We start from the raw sequence: 21,073 nt of genomic DNA, 5'->3' as shown, positions 1-21,073 counted from the left end.
GCCCGTCCTACAGCCCGGCCGCAGCGCGCAGCGCCGCCGCCTTGTCGGTGCGCTCCCAGGAAAACTCCGGCTCCTCGCGGCCGAAATGGCCGTAGGCGGCGGTTTTCGCATAGACCGGGCGCAGCAGGTCGAGCATCTGGACGATGCCCTTCGGGCGCAGGTCGAACAGTTCCTGGACCAGGGCCGCCAGCTTGTCGTCGGCAATCTTGCCGGTGCCGAAGGTCGTGACCATGACCGAGGTCGGGCGCGCAATCCCGATCGCGTAGGAGACCTGGATCTGGCAGCGCTTGGCGAGGCCGGCGGCGACGATGTTCTTGGCGACGTAGCGGCCGGCATAGGCGGCGGAGCGGTCGACCTTGGACGGGTCCTTGCCGGAGAACGCGCCGCCGCCATGCGGCGCCGCGCCGCCATAGGTGTCGACGATGATCTTGCGGCCGGTGAGACCGCAGTCGCCCTGCGGGCCACCGATCACGAACCGACCGGTCGGGTTGACCAGGTAGCGGGTGTTCTTGAGCCAGTCGGACGGCACCACCGGCTTGATGATTTCCTCGATCGCGGCTTCCTCGATCGCCTTGTGTTCCATCTCCGGAGCGTGCTGGGTGGACAGCACCACGGTGTCGATGGCGACCGGCACGCCGTCGACGTAGCGCAGGGTGACCTGGGACTTCGCGTCGGGGCGCAGCCACGGCAGCCGGCCGTCCTTGCGCAGTTGCGACTGGCGCTCGACGATGCGGTGCGCATAGTAGATCGCGGCCGGCATCAGTTCAGGCGTCTCGTCGCAGGCGTAGCCGAACATCAGGCCCTGGTCGCCCGCGCCCTGGTCGAGGTCGATGCCGCGGCCTTCGTCGACGCCCTGCGCGATGTCCGGCGACTGCTTGTCGTAGCAGACCATGACCGCGCAGCTCTTGTAGTCGATGCCGAAGTCGGCGTTGTCGTAGCCGATGCGTTTGATGGTGTCACGGGCAACGCCGATGTAGTCGACATTGGCGTGGGTGGTGATTTCGCCGGCGAGCACCACCAGGCCGGTATTGCACAGCGTCTCGGCCGCGACGCGGGCCTTGGGATCGACCGCCAGGATGGCGTCGAGGATGGAATCGGAGATCTGGTCCGCCACCTTGTCGGGATGCCCCTCGGAGACGGATTCGGAAGTGAAGAGATATTCGTTTGCCATTGCAGGCTCCTTGCTGATGTGAATTCGACCATGTCGCGGCCGATTCTGCGAGCCTGCGACGCTTTAGCGAGATTTATCAGCCGCCTCGCAAGTTGTCTGTTAACTCGGCGGCGTTGCCGGCTGTCGGGGGACAGGTGGCAACGGTATGCTATTTTACGCGTCTGCAAAGAAATAACAAACCGCCGGCGGCAGCCGGCGTCCATTCCTTGATGCTTGTCACCTTATTCCGCCTGCTCTCCGCGCTGCCGTTGCCTGTCCTGCATGCCATCGGGGCGATGACCGGATGGCTGGTGTACCTGGGATCGCCCTCCTACCGCCGGCGACTGGCGGCCAACATGCGGCAAGCCGGGTTCGACGGCAACCTGACCCCGGCGATCCGCGAAGCCGGCAAGAACATCCTGGAGCTGCCTTTTGTCTGGTGCGCGGCGGAGCGCCGCGTGCAGGCCAGCGTGAAAGTCGAGAACTGGGACGCGGTGCAGGAGGCGCTGGACGGCGGCCGCGGCGTGATCTTCCTGACCCCGCACCTCGGCTGCTTCGAGATCACCGCCCAGGTCGTGGCGGCCAGGACGCCCCTGACCGCGATGTACCGCCCGCCGCGCAAGCAGGCGCTGAAACCGCTGATCGAAGGCGCCCGGGCACGCGGCCGGCTCAAGCTGGCGCCGGCGACGCTCGCCGGGGTGCGTACGCTGCTCAAGACCTTGAGGCGCGGCGAGCCGATCGGCATCCTGCCCGACCAGGTGCCGCAGAACGGCGAGGGCGTCTGGGCACCCTTCTTCGGCAAGCCGGCCTATACCATGACCCTGCCCGGCAAGCTGCAGCAGATGTCGGGCGCGCCGGTCATCCTCACCTATGCCGAACGCATGCCCCGCGGCGCCGGATTCGTGGTGCGCTTTGCCCGGCTGCAGGAAGCGCTCGGCGACACGGCGGAACAACAGGCCGCCACCATCAATGCCGCCATGGAAGCCCTGATCGCCCGGTGCCCGGCACAGTATTTCTGGAGCTACGACCGCTACAAGACGCCAAAAGGGGTGGCACGGCCGGCCGGCGGAGGCGACAGTGGCGGCGGCCAGCCCCTATAATCGCGGGATGAAACTCACATTCACCAAGATGCATGGCGCCGGCAACGATTTCATCGTGATCGACGCCGTCAACCAGCAGGTCGATTTCACGCCGGCACAATGGCAGCGCCTGGCCGACCGCCGCTTTGGCATCGGGGCCGACCAGATCCTCGTTGTGGAACGGCCGCGCTCGCCCGACACCGATTTCCGCTACCGGATCTACAACGCCGACGGGGGCGAGGTCGAACAGTGCGGCAACGGCGCCCGGGCCTTCGTCCGCTTCGTCACGGAAAAAGGCCTGACCGGCAAGCGCGCGATCCGGGTTGAAACCCTGTCCGGCGTGATCGAACCGCGGCTCGAGGCCGACGGTGCCATTACCGTCGACATGGGCGCGCCAATCCTGCAGACGGAGCGCGTGCCTTTCAAGGCCGATGGGCTGGAGGGACGGCGCGAGGGCGACGACACGCTGTGGCCGCTGGAGCTTGCCGGCAAAACCGTCTGGATCTCCGCGGTTTCGATGGGCAACCCGCATGCGGTGCAAGTGGTGCCTGATACGGAACTGGCCCCGGTCGCCTCCGATGGCCCGGCAATCGAGCACCATCCGCGCTTCCCCAACCGGGTCAATGCCGGTTTCATGCAGGTGCTCGACCGCGGCCACGTCCGGCTGCGGGTGTACGAGCGCGGCGCCGGCGAAACCCTGGCATGCGGCACGGGCGCCTGCGCGGCAGTGGTTGCCGGCATCCGGCGCGGCCTGCTGGACTCGCCGGTAAGGGTGGACACCCGGGGCGGCGAATTGCGGATCGCCTGGGACGGCGGCGACGCGCCGGTGCTGATGACCGGTCCCGCCGTCTGCGTATTCGAAGGCACGATCGATGTCTGAAACCCATCGGTTAGAATCACCGCTTGCCCGTCCACCGCAACCTCGCAATCCCGCGCCCTTAATCAAGCAGACCGAAGCCGACCGACGCAGACCATGAGCCAACAACTGGATACCAACACCATCGCCGAATTCCTGATCGACAATCCGGACTTCTTCGAGGAACACAGCGAACTGCTGGCCAGGGTCAAGCTGTCGAGCCCGCTCACCGGCCGCGCCGTTTCGCTGCAGGAGCGGCAGATGGAGGTATTGCGCGACAAGATCAAGCTGATGGAACTGCGGCTTGCCGAGCTGCTGCGCATTGCGCAGGACAACGACGCGATCACCGAGAAATTCCACCTCTGGACGCGCTCGCTGCTCAGCGCCCGTAACGACGTCGACATGCCGCACACGCTGGTTGCCGGACTGCAGTCCATCTTCGGGGTGCCGCATGCGACGCTGCGCATCTGGGGCGTGTCCGAACAGTTCGCCCACACCTGGTTCGCCAGCCCAGTCTCGGACGATGCCCGCATCTTCTGCAATGGACTGACGGCGCCTTATTGCGGGCCGAACCAGGAATTCGAGGCGGCGACCTGGATCGAGGAGGCGGAGCAACCGAAGTCGATCGCGATGCTGCCGCTGCGCGTCGAAGGCGCCACCGAAGCCTTCGGCCTGCTGGTGCTGGCCTCCCCGGATGCGGAACGCTTCACCAGCGACATGGCGACCGACTTCCTGACCAAGATCGCCGACACCGCTGGCGCCGCCCTGACCTGCCTGCTCGACTGAGCTGTCCCGTCGTGAGCGCCGCCAGCAACCAGTCGCGCATCGCCGGCTATCTCGACAGCCTGAGGCAGCGCAAACTCTCGGCCCACACGATCGCCAGCTACGGCCGCGACCTGCGGGAACTCGCCGGGCTGGTGCAGTCGCTCCCCGGCGAGCCCGCATTCGTCGCGGTCAGCCATTTCCACGTCCGGAAGTTCGCCTCGCAGCTGCATGGCGGCGGCCTCAACCCGCGGTCGATCGCGCGCAAGCTGTCGGCCTGGCGCGGTTTCTTCGACTGGCTTGCCGACCATGACCCGCTGCCGTCCAACCCGGTGGAAGGCGTCAAGCCGCCGAAGCGGGACAGGCCGCTGCCGAAAGCGTTGTCCGCGGACGATGCGGTGCGCGTGGTGGCGGAAGGCATGCCTGGCCGAGACCCGGACAGCCCGGAGCAGCGGTGCAACCGGGCGATGTTCGAACTGCTGTACTCGAGCGGCCTGCGGGTGTCGGAACTGAGCGGCCTCGATGTGCGCTTCATCCGCGACGGTGACTACCAGTCGGCAGGCTGGGTCGATCTCGCCGAGCGCGAGGTCAGCGTCACCGGCAAGGGCAGCAAGCAGCGCCGCGTGCCGGTCGGCGGGCCGGCACTGGCTGCGATCGAAGCCTGGCTGCAGGTACGCGACACCCTCGTTAAGGGAGATCCCCGCCCGCTGTTCCTGAGCGCGCGCGGCAACCGGATATCGCCGAATGCGCTGTACCAGCGCCTCACCCGGCACGCGCGGGCGCTCGGCCTTCCCGTCAACGTCCATCCGCACGTCTTGCGGCATTCGTTCGCCACGCACGTGCTGCAGTCCTCAGGCGACCTGCGCGCAGTGCAGGAGATGCTCGGCCACGCCTCCATTGCTGCCACGCAAATTTATACCTCGCTGGATTTCCAGCGCCTGGCCCAGGTCTACGACGCCACCCATCCCCGCGCGAAGAAATCGGACAAGCCGGGCTGACCCCCTTTCGGGACAATTCCATGCTGACCATCACACTCAAGCCGGGCAAGGAAAAAAGCCTGCTGCGGCGCCATCCCTGGATCTTTCCCACCGCCATCGAACATATCGAGGGCAAGCCGGAGGAACGCAACCGTGCGGGCGCCACCGCCGTCGTGCGCGCCGCCTCCGGCCAGTTCCTCGCGCGCGCCGCCCACAGTCCGCATTCCCAGATACGGGCGCGGGTCTGGACCTTCAGCGAAAACGAAGCCGTCGACCACGCGCTGATCAAGCGCCGTGTCCGGCAGGCGATCGACTACCGGGCGGCAGCCGTGCGCGACACCGATGCGATCCGGCTGATATTCGGCGAGGCGGACGGCTTCCCCGGCCTGGTGGTGGACTGGTACGGCGGCGTTGCCGGTTTCCTGGTCTGCCAGTTCCAGTCGGCCGGGGTCGAGGCCTGGAAAGTGCCGCTGGTGCAGGCGCTGATCGCCGAAACCGGCTGCCGCAACGTGTACGAACGTTCCGATGCCTCGGTGCGCGAGCGCGAAGGCATGCCGCTCGTTACCGGCGTGCTGGCGGGCGACGAACCCGGCCCGGAAGTCCCGGTGACGGAAAACGGCGTGCGCTACGCCGTCGACATCAAGAACGGCCACAAGACCGGGTTCTACATCGACCAGCGCGACAACCGCGCACTGGTGATGGCGCACGCGGCCGGACGGGAGGTGCTCAACTGCTTCTGCTACACCGGCGGCTTCTCGCTGGCGGCGCTCAAGGGCGGGGCGTCCAGCGTGGTGTCGATCGACTCCTCCGGCGAGGCACTGGCGATCGGTAAGCGCAACGTCGCGCTCAACGGCTTCGACGGCGACAAGGCCGAGTGGTGGGACGCCGACGTGTTCAAGACCCTGCGCACGCTGCGCGAACAGGGCCGGCAGTTCGACCTGATCGTGCTCGATCCGCCGAAGTTCGCCTCCTCGCCCGCGCACGCGGAGCGGGCGGCGCGCGCCTACAAGGACATCAACCTGCTCGGCTTCCAGCTGCTGCGGCCGGGCGGACTGCTGTTCACCTACTCCTGCTCGGGCGCCATCAGTGCCGACCTGTTCCAGAAGATCGTTGCCGGCGCAGCCAATGACGCGCGGGTCGATGCCCGCATCGTGAAGCGCCTGTCCGCCGGCGCAGACCATCCGATGACTACCGCCTTTCCCGAAGGCGAATACCTGAAGGGCTTGATGCTGTGCAAGCCCTGAGGCCGCCATGCACCATGCTGCGAAGACTTGCAACTTGATTGCAGATTTGCGTCATAATTTTCATTCGCGCTTTCAGGTGACCCGAACATGACCAGCAGGACCAGCGCGGCCGGCGCGGATACCGGCCAAGGCAGCAACGCGGCGCTCGCCGAATCACAGCTGCGCGCCGCCTCGGTGCGCATCACGACGGCCCGCGTCCGGGTGCTGGCCGCCCTGCTCGATGCCCGCCGGGCATACAGCCATCAGGATGTGCAGGACGCGCTCGCCGACATGGACCGGGTGACCCTGTATCGCGCCCTCGACTGCCTCACCGACGCCGGACTGGCACACAAGATCCCGGGCGATGACCGGATATTCCGCTACAGCGCCGGCGCCGAGCATGCGGCCCCCGACCACCAGCACGGCCACTTCAAGTGCACGCGCTGTACGCAGGTATTCTGCCTGGACAGCATCGCCGAAGCCGGAATGGTCCAGAAGGCGCTGCAGGAAGCGCTGGGCAAGGGGTTCCGCAGCCACGACATCGAATTCACAGTGAAAGGATGGTGCGCCGACTGCGCACGGAAGACATGAAACTCGTACCCGCCACGATCCTCACCGGCTTCCTCGGCGCCGGCAAGACCACCCTGCTCAACCGCATCCTGCGCGAGCCGCATGGCCATCGCATCGCCGTGATCGAGAACGAATTCGGCCAGGAGAACATCGACAACGAGATCCTGGTCCAGGACAGCAATGAGCAGATCGTGGAGATGAGCAACGGCTGCGTCTGCTGCACCGTACGCGGCGACCTCATCGTCGCGCTCGGCACGCTGGCGCAGAAACGTGCCGCAGGCGAGCTCGACTTCGACCATGTGGTGATCGAGACCACCGGCCTGGCCAACCCCGGCCCGGTGGCGCAGACATTCTTCATGGATGACGAGGTCGCCGCGCACTACCTGCTGGATGCGGTGGTCACCGTGGTCGACGCGCGCCACGCCATGCAGCAACTGGACGAGCACGAGGAGGCACAGCGCCAGGTCGGGTTTGCCGACAAGCTGCTGCTGTCGAAGACCGACCTGGTCGACGCTGCGCGGGTCGACGCCCTCACCGCCCGCCTGCGCCGCATCAACCCGCGCGCCGCGATCGGCAGGACCGACTTCGGCCAGGTGCCGATCGGCGAAGTGCTCGACCTGCGCGGCTTCAACCTGAATGACAAGCTGGAACTCGATCCGGACTTCCTGGCGGCGGAAGACGCCCACGGACACCACGCGCATGAGGGCGAGCATGAGCACGACCACGGACACGCGTGCGACGCGCACTGCGGGCACGACCATGTGCACGACCATCATCATGCCCGTCACGCCGACGACATCGCCGCGTTCGTGTTCCGCAGCGACCGGCCATTCGACACGGCCCGCCTCGACGAATTTCTCGGCGGCCTGGTGCAGGTGTTCGGGCCGCGCATGCTGCGCTACAAGGGTGTGCTCTGGATGGATGGCGCGGACCGCAAGGTGGTTTTTCAGGGCGTGCACCAGATGATGGGTACCGACATCGGTGCCAAGTGGGCCGAAGGCGAGCAGCGCGGCAGCAAGATGGTATTCATCGGGAAGAATCTCCCTGAAGAAACTTTTATGAAGGGTCTGGAACAGTGTTTGGTATAAACTATTTGTACTTTTGATCAAGGTTCAAGCAGCATCGCCGGCCGTTTGGCACAGTGACACAATGGCGCCGGCAAAGGTGCTTGAGACGGCCCGCTCCCGCCCGGATGATGCGGGACCGGAATTCGGGCGAGATCGAAGGTTTCGGGCAGTTCAATGAGGGGACGACATGAACGCAACCGTTACAAGATCCGCCGCCAAGGGCAGCGCCGCCAAGACCGCCAAGAGCAAGGCGGCGGCACCTGCTACGGCGACGTCGGAGGCAAGCGCCACTGCCAAGCGCGGCAGTGCTTCCGCAGCCAAATCGAAATCCATTGCCAAACCGGCCCAAAGCACGGTAAAAAGCACCCTTGCCCCTGACAGCGGGGCAGGCACCAAAGCCGTGAAGGAGGCAGCAACAAAAAAGGCGGCCGTCGCGGCAAAAGTGCCGGGAGTGCCCGTCCAGTCCGGAAGGACCGGCAGGATAGAGGCCGCGACGCCTGCGAAAAGCGGGACTGCGAAGCGCCAGGCATCGACCGCCGGCAGGGAAGCAGCCCCGGATTTAGCAGATACAATAGAAAAACCCGTAGTTTCGAAAGTAAGCGAAGTGGCTACCAAAACAACTAAACCGACACCGGCCGTCCCTGCAGACGGCTCCTTGCTGACCGAAGAACAGATCCTCAAGATGTCCGACGAGGACTACATGAACGAGGCCCAGCTCGCCTTCTTCAAGGCCCGCCTGCAGCAGCTGGAGCGCGACCTGCTGAAGAATGCGGGGGAAACGACGGAGCACCTGCGTGAAACTGTCCTGGTACCGGATCCGGCGGACCGCGCCACCATCGAGGAAGAGCATGCGCTGGAACTGCGCACCCGCGACCGCGAGCGCAAGCTGCTGAAGAAAGTGCAGCAGTCGATCGCCAGCATCGACGCCGGCGAATACGGCTGGTGCGAGGAGACCGGCGAGCCGATCGGCATCCCGCGCCTGCTGGCCCGTCCTACCGCAACCCTCTCGCTGGAAGCGCAGCAGCGACGCGAGCTGAAGCAGAAACTGTACGGCGACTGAATCCGCCGCCGTATCCCCTCCCTGACAAGCGTACGCCGCCGCCAGGCGCGTACGCTTGTTTGTTTTCCGGGGCGGGCAGTCCTTCCTCGGGAACGTTGCAGGAAAACGAACCACATGGCCGCGGTTTGACAAAGCAATCGCAGCGGGATGTAATGATGTGCCGCCGGCAATTTGTTGTGTTATCTTTTCAGACCGACAAAGCCCTCCCCTGGATCAGGGAAGACGCAACGCCGCATAACAAGGACACACGTGGGGATTTTTTCGCTTTTTGGCAAGAAGGACCGGCAGACGGCCACCACGGCCGAAAAGGACGTTTCGCGCGCCAAGCGTAGTTCCTCCGGCAGCGGTTCCGCTGGCAGCTCCTCTTCCGGCAGCCGTTCCGGCGGCACGAAAAGCAGCCGCTCGACCAACGTCAAGCGCGACGCGCAGGCGGCACGTGCCACCGCGCTGAAGATCGACGCCATCGAATCCGAAATGTCGTCGGAATTCGTCACCGTACCGACCACCACACAGCCGCACACCCGGACGCCGAAGCCGGCGCCCGCCTCTCCCGCCGCGGCCGACAAGCCGCGCGCTCCGGCTAGCACGCGCGAGCCCGAGGCGCCAGCCCGGCAAGCGGCCTCGCCCGAACTCGGCGACACCACCGAAATGCTGCTCGACGGCCAGACCGCGGTCAGCGCGCTCGCCGAACTGAGCTCCGAAGCGGCGGCGGTGGTCGAGGAGGCGGCGATCATGTATGCGAACGGGCAGCAAGTGCTGACCGAGCAGATGCTGAGCGCAGCGATTGCCGAGGACAACCTGGGCGAAGCCGCGGCCCGCGCCTGGCTGATGCTGTTCGACCTGTACCAGATCGCCGGAAAGCAGCAGGAATTTGAACAGCTCGCCGTCGCCTATGCGAACAAGTTCGAGACGTCTCCGCCTGGCTGGGCCGGCAATCGCGACCAGGCGCCAAAGGAAGCGGCGTCCGCCACCCCGGCAGTACCTTTCACCGGCAAGCTCGACGCCGGCTGCGCGAAGCAGATCGAACGCATCCAGAAGCTGGCATCGAACTACCGCACGATTCGCCTGGAGTTCGCGCGCGTCACCGATGTCGACGGGACCGGCTGCGGCATGCTGCTCGAAGCATTGAACCGGCTGCAGAAATCGGGACACGACCTGATCCTGGTCGGCGCCGCCGAACTCGCCGACAAGATACGCGCGACACTGGAAGTGGGGCGCCGGGGCGACAACGAACAGGCCTGGCTGCTGCTGCTGGAAGTCCTGCGGCTGCTCAACCGGGAACACGAGTTCGAGGAAGTCAGCATCGACTATTGCGTGACCTTCGAGGTGTCGCCGCCGGCCTTCAGCGCCCCGCAGGGACAGGTCACGACCGCCGCCGGCGATGCGCCGCCGGCGGAGACCACCGAAGCCTACGTCATGCCCAAGGTGATCGAAGGACGGGTCGACGAACTGGTCGTCGCCATTGCGGCCTGGGCCGACGATCACGAGCCGGCCATCATCGATTGCGCCCCGCTCGCGCGCGTCGACTTCAACGCGGCAGGCCGGATGTTGACCGGCCTGGCTCCTTTCTGCAGCGCCGGCAAGGCCCTGGAATTCCGCGAGGTGAACCACCTGGTCGCCGAACTGTTCCATGTGATCGGTCTGCACGAGCTGGTTCGCATCATTCCCCGCAAGAACTGAAGCGCGGGTGCCGCTGGCGCCCGCTGCTTCTTTCACCCGCTTTATCCGCTTCCGACCTCCGCATCGTTTCCCATCTGCTGCCATTGTCGCCGCTGCATGCGGCGTCGCGGCTGCCGCGCGCCTGCCGGCCACTTGTTTTCCGTTCGCCCGCCCTCACTTGCAGCGGATTACTGCAAAGGGATTACCAGGGGCAAGCATGGAACAATTTCACGGCACGACCATCCTGTCTGTCCGTCGCGGCAACATCGTCGCGCTCGGTGGCGACGGCCAGGTCACGCTCGGCAACGTCGTCATGAAAGGCACCGCCCGCAAGGTGCGCAAGCTGTACCAGGGGAAGGTGCTGGCTGGTTTTGCCGGTGGCACCGCCGACGCATTCACCCTGATCGAACGCTTCGAGGCAAAGCTGGAAAAGCACCAGGGAAATCTGATGCGCGCTTCGGTCGAGCTGGCCAAGGACTGGCGTACCGACCGCATCCTGCGGCGGCTGGAGGCGATGCTGCTGGTGGCCGACCGCGAGTCGACCTTGATCATTACCGGCAACGGCGACGTGCTCGAGCCCGAGGCCGGGGTCGGCGCCATCGGTTCCGGGGGCGTCTATGCACAGTCCGCGGCGAAGGCCTTGCAGGAGAACACCGAGCTGTCGCCGAAGGAGATCGTCAGCAAGGCGCTGACCATCGCCGGCGAGTTGTGCATCTACACCAACCTCTCGCACACCATCGAAACCCTCGATTAACGGTACCAGACATCATGAACATGACCCCGAAAGAGATAGTGTCCGAACTCGACAAGCATGTGGTGGGCCAGGCGCGCGCCAAGCGCGCGGTGGCGATCGCATTGCGCAACCGGTGGCGCCGGCAGCAGGTCGCCGAGCCGCTGCGGCACGAGATCACCCCGAAGAACATTCTGATGATCGGCCCCACCGGCGTCGGCAAGACCGAAATCGCCCGACGGCTGGCAAAGCTCGCCGACGCACCGTTCATCAAGATCGAGGCGACCAAGTTTACCGAGGTCGGCTATGTCGGGCGCGACGTCGATACGATCGTGCGAGACCTGGTCGACATCGGCATCAAGCAGACGCGCGAATCCGAGATGCGCAAGGTGCGTGCGCGGGCCGAGGACGCGGCGGAGGACCGGGTGCTCGACATCCTGCTTCCGCCGCCGCGGGACTTCGGCTTCAGTGCCACGCCGCCGGCCGCCGGCGAGGACGCGGGCAGCGGCAGCGGCAGCAATACGCGCCAGACCTTCCGCAAGCGCCTGCGGGAGGGCGCCCTCGACGATCGGGAAGTCGAAATCGAAGTGGCGGATGTCCCCCCCCACATGGAGATCATGGCGCCCCCGGGCATGGAGGAGATGACCGAGCAGATCAAGTCGATGTTTTCCGGTCTCGGCGCTTCCCGCAAGAAGAAGCGCAGGCTCAAGATCCGCGAGGCGATGAAGCTGTTGCTCGAAGAGGAAGCCGCGAAGCTGGTCAACGAGGATGAGCTGCGGCAGAAGGCGATTGCCAACGTCGAGCAGAACGGCATTGTCTTCCTCGACGAGATCGACAAGATCGCGACGCGGTCGGAGAACGGCGGCGCCGACGTGTCGCGCGCCGGTGTGCAGCGCGATCTCCTGCCGCTGGTGGAAGGCACGACCGTGAACACCAAGTACGGCATGATCAAGACCGACCATATCCTGTTCATCGCATCGGGCGCCTTCCACCTCGCCAAGCCCTCGGACCTGATTCCTGAACTGCAGGGACGCTTCCCGATCCGGGTCGAACTGGAGTCGCTGTCGCCCGCCGACTTCGAACGCATCCTGACCAGCACAGACGCGTGCCTGACGCGGCAGTACGAGGCATTGCTCGAGACGGAAGGCGTGAAGGTCGCGTTCACCCCCGATGGCATCGAGCGCCTGGCCGGGATTGCGTACTCGGTGAATGAAAAGACCGAGAACATCGGCGCGCGCCGCCTGTACACGGTGATGGAGAAGCTGCTCGAGGAAGTTTCCTTTGGCGCATCGGAGACCAGCGGGCAGGTCGTCACGATCGATGCCGCCTACGTCAATGACAAGCTTGGCGCGCTCTCGGTGGATGAGGACCTGTCGCGCTACGTCCTGTAGACACGGTCATGGCAAACAAGGCGCTGGCCAAGCGGCAGAAGATGACGTTACGCGCGGAGCCTTCCCGGAAGGCGACGAAGGGGCATCGGCAGGACCCGCCGGCGCGGCAGGACAAGTCATCAGGCGGGACGAACAAGCCGGCGGTGCCGGGCTTGCCGGCGCGCCTGCTGAAGAAGCTGTCCGCAGGCGGACATTGATGGCATGGGCCGCGTCGCATCCGCGGCCTTTTTCATTGCTGGGCGCCCTGCCCCTGTACGGCGGGATTCTGCGCAGGCGGCGGCGGGGGAGCCAGGCCTTCGGTTCCCGGTGTCGGGACAGCGCCGGGCTGGGGCGGCACGAATCCGACGCTGGGCGGCGGCGCCGTGGCATTGCCCATCGGCGCCTGTCCGGGCACCGGAGCCGCGGGCTGCTGACCCTGCTGCTGCTGCTGCGTACCAGGGCCATTCGGCAGTCCGCCGGTCGGACCGATCTGCGGCACCTGCCCCCCTGCCGCTGCAGTCTGGGCACGGGTAGGTGCGGGCAGGCTGGGCATCGGGATCGGCGTGCGCTGCACTGGCGGCAGTGCCGGCGAAGGCGTTGCGCCGGCGGTGCTGATCGCCTGCGACGGCGCGTCCTCCGGCAACTCGAGCCGCTTGGTCGCGCCGCCTTCGGCGATCAGGACGTAGCCGCGGTGCACCTCCTTCACCGTCACGCCCGGCACGATCTCCGAATCCACCCGTATCGCCTGGGCGGGCTTGCCGTCCGCGCTGATGATCGCGACGCTGTCGCGCGGATTGCCGGAGAAAATCACACCGCGAAGCTGATAGTTGCTCGATGCCGCGGCAGCGCGGCTGCGGGCGCCGAACAGGGCCGCCGCAGCCTGCGGCCGGATTTCCGCCTGCGCCGCGCGCGGCGGTGCGGCGACCGGACGCAGCGGCGGCTTGAACAACTGCATCGCCCAGTACGCAATCGACGCGCACAGCAGGATGAACAGCAGAAAACTCGCAACGAGCGGCAAGCGCCTCATCTCTATCCTTTTCTAGTTGTTGTTCTTGGTCACCGCACCAGCTGGTTGATTTCGATGATCGGCATCAGCACGGCCAGCACGATCAGCAGCACCACCACGCCCATCACCAGGATCAGCGCCGGTTCCAGCAGGCCTGCGATGGTCAGCGCGCGACGCTCGAGGTCCTGCTCCTGCGCATTGGATGCGCGTTCCAGCATCGCCGGCAGTTCTCCGGTAGCCTCCCCGGCCCGGATCATGTGCACCAGCATGGGGGGAAAGTGCTTGTGTGTCGCCAGCGCCCGCGCCAGCCCCACCCCTTCGCGCACGCTGGTGGTGGCCTCCTCGACCTGCTCGCGCATGGCGACGTTGGAGAGCGTGTCGCGGCTCGTCTGCAGCGCGCGCAGGATCGGCACGCCGGAGCCGGTCGTGATGGCCAGCGTGCTGGCGAAGCGGGCGGTATTGAGGCTGCGCTCGAACTTGCCGTACAAGGGCGCGGTCAGCAGCCAGCGGTGCCAGCGATACTTGATGTCCGGATTCTTCAGGGCGCTTCGCCACGCAAGGAAGCCGCCGACCAGGGCCAGGGCCACGATCCAGCCGTAGCTGCGGACGAAATCGGAGATGGCGAGCATGATGACGGTCAGCAGCGGCAGCTTCTGCTTGGTGTTGGCGAACACCGAGACAATCTGCGGCACCACGTAGGCCAGCAGGAAGATCACGATCGCGAACGCGACCACGGTCACGATCGCCGGATAGGTGAATGCCAGCCGCACCTTCTGCACCAGCGAATTGCGGCGTTCGATGTAGTCCGCCAGGCGCGACAGGACGCGCGACAGCTGGCCGATCTGTTCGCCCGAGGCGACCAGCGCCCGGTAGATGTCGGTGAAGTCGCGTGGATGGCGGGACAAGGCGTCGGACAGCGAGGAGCCGCCCATTACCTCGGCGCGAATCGACGCGACCAGGTCGCGCACGTAAGTACGCTCGGCCTGTTCGAGCAGGGCGGTGAATGCCTGCTCCAGCGGCAGGCTGGCTTCCAGCAGGCTGGCGAGTTGTCGGGTGAACAGCGCGAGCTCGGTCGTGGACAGGCGGTCGCCGAAGGTGCGCCGCCGCGCCTGGCCGAGTTCATCGACCTGGGCGGCGATGGCGTCGACCACGATGGGCACGAGGCCCTGCGCGCGCAGGTCGGAACGGGCGCCGCGCGGGCTTTCGGCGTTGATCACGCCTTTCCGGGTGGCGCCGGCCGCGTCGACGGCCTCATAGCGAAATGCGGGCATGATCTTTCTTTACTCTTTCGCCACGCGCAGCAGCTCGGCCGGCGTGGTGATGCCGTCGGCGATCCAGCGCTCGCCGTCCTCGCGCATGGTGCGCATGCCGTTGCGCTGGGCAATGGCCCGGATGTCGGCCTCGGAAGCACGGTCGTGAATCTGCGAGCGGATCTCGTCGGTGGTTTCGAGCAGTTCATAAATACCGACGCGCCCCTGGAAGCCGGTCATCCCGCACTTGTCGCAGCCCACCGCATGCCACTGCTGGCCGTCGTGCCGGCGGCAGACCGGACACAGCTTGCGCACGAGCCGCTGGGCGACCACGCCGAGCAGGGACGAGGACAGCAGGAAGGGCTCGATGCCCATGTCGAGCAGGCGGGTGATCGCCGCCGCCGAGTCGTTGGTGTGCAGGGTGGCCAGCACCAGGTGGCCGGTCAGCGATGCCTGCACCGCGATCTGCGCGGTCTCGAGGTCGCGGATCTCGCCGATCATGATGACGTCGGGATCCTGGCGCAGGATGGCGCGCAGCGCCTTCGCAAACGTCATGTCGATGCGCGCGTTGACCTGGGTCTGGCCGACGCCGGCCAGCTCGTATTCGATCGGGTCCTCCACCGTCAGGATGTTGGTCGCGGGCGCGTTCAGCTTGGTCAGGGCGGCATACAGGGTGGTGGTCTTGCCCGAGCCGGTCGGGCCCGTCACCAGCACGATGCCGTGCGGCTGGCTGATCAGCCTGTCGAAACGCTGCTGCACGTCGGCGCTCATGCCGAGATGGCTCAGGTCCATGCGGCCGCCTTCCTTGTCCAGCAGACGCAGCACGGCGCGCTCGCCGTGGCCGGTCGGCAGCGTCGAGACACGCACGTCGACCGCCTTGCCGCCAACCCGCAGTGCAATGCGGCCGTCCTGCGGCAGGCGCTTCTCGGCGATGTCGAGCTGGGCCATGATCTTGATACGGGAAATGAGCGATGCGTGGATGGCCTTCTTCGGCCGCACGATGTCGCGCAGGGCGCCGTCCACCCGGAAGCGCACCACCGACACCTGCTCGAACGGCTCGATGTGGATATCGGATGCCTCCTCTCGCAGGGCCTGGGTCAGCAGCGCATTGATCATGCGGATCACCGGGGCGTCGTCGGCCGACTCCAGCAGGTCCTCGATGGCCGGCATGTCCAGCATCAGCTTGGCGAGATCGAGGTCGGATTCCACCTCGTCGACCACCTGGGCGGCGTCGCCGCCGGAATTGGCATAGGCGTTGGCAATCGCCGCTTCGAGGTCCTCTCGCGGCAGCGACTTCAGCTTGACCCGGCCGAAACGGCGGCTCACCTCGGAGATGGCCGAGGGGGCGGTGGCTTCCGATACCCATACCTCGACGGCATTGGCCGCCGCCTCGCTGCGGCGCGCGAGCACGGCGTGGTCGCGTGCAAATGCATAGGGTAGAAGTCGGGCATCGGTCATGGCGTTACTCACTCTCTGTTACTGCGTTCTGTTCAGGTTCTGCTCCGGCGGCGGCGCCGGGCTGTTCGGAATGGGCGCCGGCGACGCCGGGACGCCGGGCTGTTGCGGCGCCTGCTGCGGCGGCGCCTGCTGGGGCGACCGCTGCGGCACGATATTCAGCATCGCGCCGCCGACCGGCTGGCCGTCCTGCATCGGCGGCAGGGTCGGCGCCACCGCGTTGGGCAGCAGCAGCGAATTGCTCCTCTGGCCCTGCGTCTGCACGCCGCGGATGTAGTCGTAGCGATTTGCCATCACGTCGACGCTCTGCTCGGCGGTGCGGATCACGGTCGGACGTAGGAAGACCATCAAATTGGTCTTGGTGTTCCTGCGCGTCTGGTATTTGAAGAGGTTGCCGAGTACCGGCACGTCGCCAAGTCCGGGCACCTTCTCGTTGCCGTCCTGGCCTTCTTCCTGAATCAGGCCGCCGAGCACGATGACCTGGCCGTCATCGACCAGCACGTTGGACTCGATCGAGCGCTTGTTGGTAATGATCCCGGCTGCATTCGTGGTATCGCGGATGCTCGAGGTTTCCTGGTAAATCGCCAGCTTGATGGTGCCGCCTTCGGAGATCTGCGGACGCACGCGCAGCGACAGGCCGACGTCCCGCCGTTCGACCGTCTGGAAGGGGTTGACGCCTGCGGCGCCGCCGGAAGCCTGCGTCGTGTACTGGCCGGTGATGAACGGCACGTTCTGGCCGACGATGATGCGCGCCTCTTCGTTGTCGAGCGTGATCAGGTTCGGGATCGACAGGATGTTGGCACCGGCATCGGTTTCCAGTGCCCGGGCCAGCGCGCCCAGGCCGAGGGCGCCGTTGATCTGCCGGAACACGCCGAGCGTGAGACCGTTGCCCGGCGGCGCCAGCGTGCCGTTGGCGCTGTTGGCGGCCACGACCTGGTTGATGATGTTGTTGCCGCCGGTGGAGAAGGCGGTGCCGCCGCCGACGCGGTAGCGGCTGGCATCGTCGCCGGACAGGCCGAGCCATTGCACGCCGAGCTCGGCGGCCTTCTCCGCCGACACCTCGACGATCAGCGATTCGACGTAGACCTGGGCGCGGCGCGCGTCGAGCTGGTCGATCACGGTCCGCAGGTTGCGGTAGACCGCTTCGCTCGCGGTGATGATCAGGGTGTTGGTGGCCGGGTCGGCCTGGATGAAGCCGCCGGGTCCGCCGGTCGGCAGGGCCACCGGCGTCTGCACGCCGGACGGGTTCATCGCCCCCTGCCCGAGCCCGCCCTGCTGGTTGCCGGTGTTGCTGTTGAGGCCGCTGTTCTGCTGCTGCGGCTGCTGCTGCTGCGTGGCCTGGCCGCCGGGCTGCGAGGACGAGTCGCCGGCGACGACGGCACGCAATGTCTGCGCGAGCCGCACCGCATCGGCATTGCGCAGGTAGACGACGTGCACGTTGCCGGGTTGCGCGGTGGGCTGGTCCAGCTTCTGGATCAAGGACCGCGCGAGGCTGGCCCGCGCGGGCGAGGGCGCACGGATGATCAGGGAGTTGGTGCGGGCGTCGGCGAGTACCGACACCCGGCCGGGATCGGCGGCGCCGGGCGCGGCGGCGCCCTCCATCAGGCGATTGACCATCACGGCGATGTCGGTGGCCACCGCATGGCGGACCGGCACCACGTCCATGTCGCCGGTGGCCGGCACGTCGAGCGAGGCGATGATGCGGCCGAGGCGGCGGAGGTTGTCGGCATAGTCGGTGATGACGATGCTGTTGTTGCCCGGATTGACGTTGATCGTGTTGTTCGGGGAGATGAGCGGACGCAGGATCTGCACCAGGTTGTTCGCCGATTCATAGCTGAGACGGAAGATCTGCGTCGCGATCTGGTCGCCGCGGACCTCACCGGTCTGGATCGGGCCGGCCTGCAGCTTGCCCTCGGCTTCCGGCACCACCTTGGTGACCGTGCCGCTGCGCACCATCGCGTAGCCCTGCAGTCGCAGCGCGGAGCCCAGCATGTCGAGCGCCTGCGCCTTGCTCACCGGCTGCTCCGACACCAGGTTGATGGTGCCCTTGACCCGCGGGTCGATGACGAAGGTGGTGCGGGTGTAGTGCCCGATCGCCTTCACCACCGAGTCGATGTCGGCGCCGACGAAATTGAGCGTGGCCTGGTTCGAGGACGGGTCCTGGGCATGGACGACGGCGAACGGCTGGCCGGCGATGAAGCAGGCCAGCATTGCGGTTGCCCCGAGGCGGCGCCAGCCGCCCTTGCCCGATGTTGCTGCTGATGGATTTTTTTTCATTTGAACTCTAGCGCGATTACGTCCTTGTCGCCGATCCTCCGGCGTTGTCCCAGCAAATTCAAGAGATTTGCCAGCCTGTCTTCCTGCCCTTCTTCTGCTTCCGCCCTGCCTGAAAACTGCAGCCTGCCGTTCGTCAGTGACCCGCTGCCGTTAAGCAAGAGCGGCCCCCGCACCGACTTCAACTCAAGCGCCGCCTGGCTGCCGCGCCAATCCATTATCAGTTGGTAAGCGCCCAGGGGTTTGATCGGTGACAGACGCGAGGCCATGTCCTCCATGTGCAGCGTCGTGGTGCCGCCGACCGCGATCTCGTTGCCTGCGCGGGTCAGCCGCAGCGGCGTCCACTCCAGCCGGATGCGCCCGGCCGGTTGTATCGTGTTGAGCGGCGCGCCGAGGCCGGCGAGACGCTCGGCCGGCAGCATCATGCTGCCGGCATTGACCTGCCACTGGTTCCAGCTGCCGGTGATGCGCAGCTCCTGGGCCAGCGCATCGGGATTGCTCACGGCGGCGTCGACCTGGCCCAGCAGGACCAGCGGAGACAGTGTCCAGCTGAAGCGGCCGGGCAACAGCGGCGTGACCGGATCGCTGCCGCTCGGCGCGCCGCCGACGAAGGCCGAACCGCGCCACAAGGTCCCTTGCGCATCGCCCAGGGTCAGCCGTCCGCCGGTCTGCCTTTCGACCAGCACCGACATCCACGACGCCGGACAGAACACCACCACCGTTGCCAGCACTGCCAACAGGCCGGCGCTCAACCATAACAGGAATCGCCGCACGCCCGGCCCCTCAGCGCGCCTGCTCGCCGCGCTGCTGGCGCAGCGTGAGCGTCGCATTGACCGTATCCGGCTGTGCCTGCGCCTCGATATTGGCATCCAGCACGGACACCCGCGGGGCGCCCTGCATCTCGACCAGCCAGTCGACCAGCGCGGAGAAAGGTACGCCGTTCAACTGCACCTTCGCCAGCTCGCCGGTCACGCTGAGGTTCTGCGCCTTCAATCCCTTGCGTGAGAGCGCGGTCTCCAGGCTCTCGCGCGTCATCGGCGTCGCCGGCGCGGCCGCTGCCGGCGCTGCCGGCACATCGCGGGCCTGCTTCGCCAGGGCCTGCACTTCCGCCGCCTGCTGGCGCAGCGCGGGAAGCCGCTTTTCGAGGTCGCCGCGCCCGCTCAGCGCCGGATCGATCAACAGCGCGTAGATGAGGCCCAGCACGACGACGGCCGCCGCAGCCGCCAGCATCCTGCGTTCGCGCTGGTTGCGGTCGTTCCAGAATGCGGCGGCCGACTGCTTCCATCCGCCCACGCGTGTTGCTGACTTTGTCGTTGCGTTCATTTGCCGCTCCTGACCTGCAACAGGTTGTCGCCGCTCCGGCTGATCGACAGGTTGCGGGATGCCAGCGCGCTTTGCAGCGGCTCGATCTGCACTTCGCTGCCCGGTTTGAGCCGGACATTCAGCACGCGATCACGATATTCGAGGCCTGCCAGCACGCCGGGGTTGTTCCCCGCGCCGTTCCATGCCTCGCCGAACGCGGCGGAAAGCGCCAGGAAATCGTCGGGAGCGAGCTGGCCCGTGCCGCGTTGCGACGCCGACAGCTTCTGCCGCAACTGCGCCAGCGGATCGATCACCACCGGGTCCTTGGGAAACGCGGCGCGGTAGGTCTGGATCATCCCGGCGCTGAGCGCGTCCGCTTCGCGACGCATTCGCAACCAGTCGATATTCAGGGCGATGACGTTGACCAGCAACAGGGCCGCCGCCAGCGCCAGCGGCCAGCGCCAGCGCTTCCAGTCCAGGCGGGGACCGGCGGCGGCGCCAAGGCCGGCCATCATCTCGAGCGGCGCGTCGCCTGCGGCGGCGATCCAACGCTGCCAGCTGTCGGCGTGCACCGTGATGCGTTCATTCAGGCCAGGCGCGATATGCAGCGATTCTTCGTAGTCGCGCAACCGCGGCGGCGGGACGTAAAGATCGAGCGGGCCCTCGCGCACCACCGCTGCCAGCGACTGCAGCACCTCGAAGGCGGCCGACTCCTGCTGATCGGCGACGACCGACAGGCCGATACCTTCATGCTCGGCCAGGCGCACGGCGACATCGACGTCGAGGCCGTGCTCGGCCACGGCGGCGCTGACGGCGCCGGGAGCCGCGGGCAGACAGAGCTGAGCTGGAAGGGCGGTGACGCTGCGCGCGCCGAGGCCGAGCAGCGTGCGCGACAGCACCTCCAGCCAACTGCGCTGCATGACGGCGACGGTGCGCGTGGTGTTGCGGGTATTGTCGGCGACGACGACGCACTCGGCCGGGTCGCTCATCAGCTGGTCTTCCACCATGTTCGGCAGCGCCGCACGCAGTCGCGCGGGCGACAGCGGCGGCACCTGCACCCGCAGCAGCGTGACGTCGCTGGCGGCAAGCAGCAGCACGACGCGCTGCGCGCGCGACACCATCTCGCCCATGTCGGGCAGCGCGGCGACTCCTTCCCGCTCCACGTTGCGGCCGGCGCCGGACAGCGCGAACTCGCAGTACAGGGGCATGCCCGGCTGCAGGCCCTGGGCCACGGCATGGGAGGGCAGGCGAATGAAGAGTGTGCTCAAGATGTCGTTTCTCTT

Annotated in this window: 21 protein-coding genes; 12 read left to right on the top strand and 9 right to left on the bottom strand. The window is 66.7% G+C overall.

What is annotated here, in order from left to right; translation table 11 throughout:
• Positions 1 to 7: 7 nt before the first annotated feature.
• Positions 8 to 1,171, bottom strand: coding sequence for a methionine adenosyltransferase (metK, locus tag VIM12_RS08305; RefSeq protein WP_331941147.1), 1,164 nt, complete (start codon positions 1,169 to 1,171; stop codon positions 8 to 10).
• Positions 1,172 to 1,380: 209 nt separating this feature from the next.
• Between metK and VIM12_RS08300 the strand changes: the two genes are divergently transcribed.
• The 7 genes from VIM12_RS08300 (at position 1,381) to VIM12_RS08270 (ending at position 7,705) form a co-directional block, all read left to right on the top strand.
• A complete protein-coding gene (locus VIM12_RS08300) occupies positions 1,381 to 2,250 on the top strand; it encodes a lysophospholipid acyltransferase family protein (RefSeq protein WP_331941146.1) in 870 nt (289 codons plus the stop codon).
• Positions 2,251 to 2,257: 7 nt separating this feature from the next.
• Positions 2,258 to 3,109, top strand: coding sequence for a diaminopimelate epimerase (gene dapF / locus VIM12_RS08295; protein ID WP_331941145.1), 852 nt, complete (start codon positions 2,258 to 2,260; stop codon positions 3,107 to 3,109).
• Positions 3,110 to 3,202: 93 nt separating this feature from the next.
• On the top strand, positions 3,203 to 3,871 hold the full coding sequence (locus VIM12_RS08290) for a DUF484 family protein (protein ID WP_331941144.1): 669 nt from the start codon (positions 3,203 to 3,205) through the stop codon (positions 3,869 to 3,871).
• An 11-nt stretch (positions 3,872 to 3,882) separates the two neighbouring features.
• Positions 3,883 to 4,845 (top strand): tyrosine recombinase XerC, encoded by a 963-nt coding sequence (locus VIM12_RS08285; RefSeq protein WP_331941143.1) that lies wholly within the window; start codon positions 3,883 to 3,885, stop codon positions 4,843 to 4,845.
• Positions 4,846 to 4,865: 20 nt separating this feature from the next.
• Positions 4,866 to 6,068: a class I SAM-dependent rRNA methyltransferase gene (locus VIM12_RS08280; protein ID WP_331941142.1), complete on the top strand. Its 1,203-nt coding sequence runs from the start codon at positions 4,866 to 4,868 to the stop codon at positions 6,066 to 6,068.
• 87 nt (positions 6,069 to 6,155) lie between these two features.
• Positions 6,156 to 6,638, top strand: coding sequence for a Fur family transcriptional regulator (locus tag VIM12_RS08275; RefSeq protein WP_331941141.1), 483 nt, complete (start codon positions 6,156 to 6,158; stop codon positions 6,636 to 6,638).
• The gene (locus tag VIM12_RS08270; protein WP_331941140.1) at positions 6,635 to 7,705 is read left to right on the top strand and encodes a GTP-binding protein; all 1,071 of its coding nucleotides are present in this window, start codon (positions 6,635 to 6,637) and stop codon (positions 7,703 to 7,705) included. The genes VIM12_RS08275 and VIM12_RS08270 overlap by 4 nt, the downstream gene beginning before the upstream one ends.
• 150 nt (positions 7,706 to 7,855) lie before the next feature.
• Here VIM12_RS08270 and VIM12_RS08265 read toward each other — a convergent pair whose 3' ends face one another.
• Positions 7,856 to 8,365: a hypothetical protein gene (locus VIM12_RS08265; protein WP_331941139.1), complete on the bottom strand. Its 510-nt coding sequence runs from the start codon at positions 8,363 to 8,365 to the stop codon at positions 7,856 to 7,858.
• Here VIM12_RS08265 and dksA point away from each other — a divergent pair.
• From dksA to VIM12_RS08240, 5 genes are all read left to right on the top strand, one after another.
• Positions 8,340 to 8,744 (top strand): RNA polymerase-binding protein DksA, encoded by a 405-nt coding sequence (gene dksA / locus VIM12_RS08260; RefSeq protein ID WP_331941138.1) that lies wholly within the window; start codon positions 8,340 to 8,342, stop codon positions 8,742 to 8,744. The two genes, VIM12_RS08265 and dksA, sit on opposite strands and share 26 nt — an antisense overlap.
• A gap of 249 nt (positions 8,745 to 8,993) precedes the next feature.
• Positions 8,994 to 10,424 (top strand): STAS domain-containing protein, encoded by a 1,431-nt coding sequence (locus VIM12_RS08255; RefSeq protein ID WP_331941137.1) that lies wholly within the window; start codon positions 8,994 to 8,996, stop codon positions 10,422 to 10,424.
• A gap of 196 nt (positions 10,425 to 10,620) precedes the next feature.
• On the top strand, positions 10,621 to 11,157 hold the full coding sequence (hslV, locus tag VIM12_RS08250; protein WP_331941136.1) for an ATP-dependent protease subunit HslV: 537 nt from the start codon (positions 10,621 to 10,623) through the stop codon (positions 11,155 to 11,157).
• A gap of 14 nt (positions 11,158 to 11,171) precedes the next feature.
• Positions 11,172 to 12,524, top strand: a complete 1,353-nt coding sequence (gene hslU, locus VIM12_RS08245; RefSeq protein WP_331941135.1) for an ATP-dependent protease ATPase subunit HslU — start codon at positions 11,172 to 11,174, stop codon at positions 12,522 to 12,524.
• Between the two features lie 8 nt (positions 12,525 to 12,532).
• The gene (locus VIM12_RS08240; protein ID WP_331941134.1) at positions 12,533 to 12,721 is read left to right on the top strand and encodes a hypothetical protein; all 189 of its coding nucleotides are present in this window, start codon (positions 12,533 to 12,535) and stop codon (positions 12,719 to 12,721) included.
• A 32-nt stretch (positions 12,722 to 12,753) separates the two neighbouring features.
• On the opposite strand, the gene VIM12_RS08235 is transcribed toward VIM12_RS08240, so the two are convergent.
• The 7 genes from VIM12_RS08235 to gspL are packed head-to-tail and all read right to left on the bottom strand — an operon-like array spanning position 12,754 to position 21,058.
• Complete coding sequence (locus VIM12_RS08235; protein ID WP_331941133.1) at positions 12,754 to 13,530, bottom strand: type II secretion system protein N; 777 nt, start codon at positions 13,528 to 13,530, stop codon at positions 12,754 to 12,756.
• Positions 13,531 to 13,559: 29 nt separating this feature from the next.
• Positions 13,560 to 14,780 (bottom strand): type II secretion system inner membrane protein GspF, encoded by a 1,221-nt coding sequence (gspF, locus tag VIM12_RS08230; RefSeq protein ID WP_331941132.1) that lies wholly within the window; start codon positions 14,778 to 14,780, stop codon positions 13,560 to 13,562.
• A gap of 9 nt (positions 14,781 to 14,789) precedes the next feature.
• Complete coding sequence (gene gspE / locus VIM12_RS08225) at positions 14,790 to 16,217, bottom strand: type II secretion system ATPase GspE (protein WP_331941131.1); 1,428 nt, start codon at positions 16,215 to 16,217, stop codon at positions 14,790 to 14,792.
• An 18-nt stretch (positions 16,218 to 16,235) separates the two neighbouring features.
• On the bottom strand, positions 16,236 to 18,491 hold the full coding sequence (gene gspD, locus VIM12_RS08220) for a type II secretion system secretin GspD (RefSeq protein WP_331941130.1): 2,256 nt from the start codon (positions 18,489 to 18,491) through the stop codon (positions 16,236 to 16,238).
• A complete protein-coding gene (locus VIM12_RS08215) occupies positions 18,488 to 19,261 on the bottom strand; it encodes a type II secretion system protein N (RefSeq protein WP_331941353.1) in 774 nt (257 codons plus the stop codon). The genes gspD and VIM12_RS08215 overlap by 4 nt, the downstream gene beginning before the upstream one ends.
• 10 nt (positions 19,262 to 19,271) lie before the next feature.
• Positions 19,272 to 19,811, bottom strand: a complete 540-nt coding sequence (gene gspM / locus VIM12_RS08210; RefSeq protein ID WP_331941129.1) for a type II secretion system protein GspM — start codon at positions 19,809 to 19,811, stop codon at positions 19,272 to 19,274.
• On the bottom strand, positions 19,808 to 21,058 hold the full coding sequence (gspL, locus tag VIM12_RS08205) for a type II secretion system protein GspL (RefSeq protein ID WP_331941128.1): 1,251 nt from the start codon (positions 21,056 to 21,058) through the stop codon (positions 19,808 to 19,810). Before gspL ends, gspM begins: the two co-directional genes overlap by 4 nt.
• Between the last annotated feature and the right edge of the window lie 15 nt (positions 21,059 to 21,073).

The sequence above is a fragment of the Noviherbaspirillum sp. genome (genome assembly GCF_036563305.1).
GTDB lineage: Bacteria > Pseudomonadota > Gammaproteobacteria > Burkholderiales > Burkholderiaceae_D > Noviherbaspirillum.
This window is presented reverse-complemented; position numbering and strand designations above follow the sequence as displayed.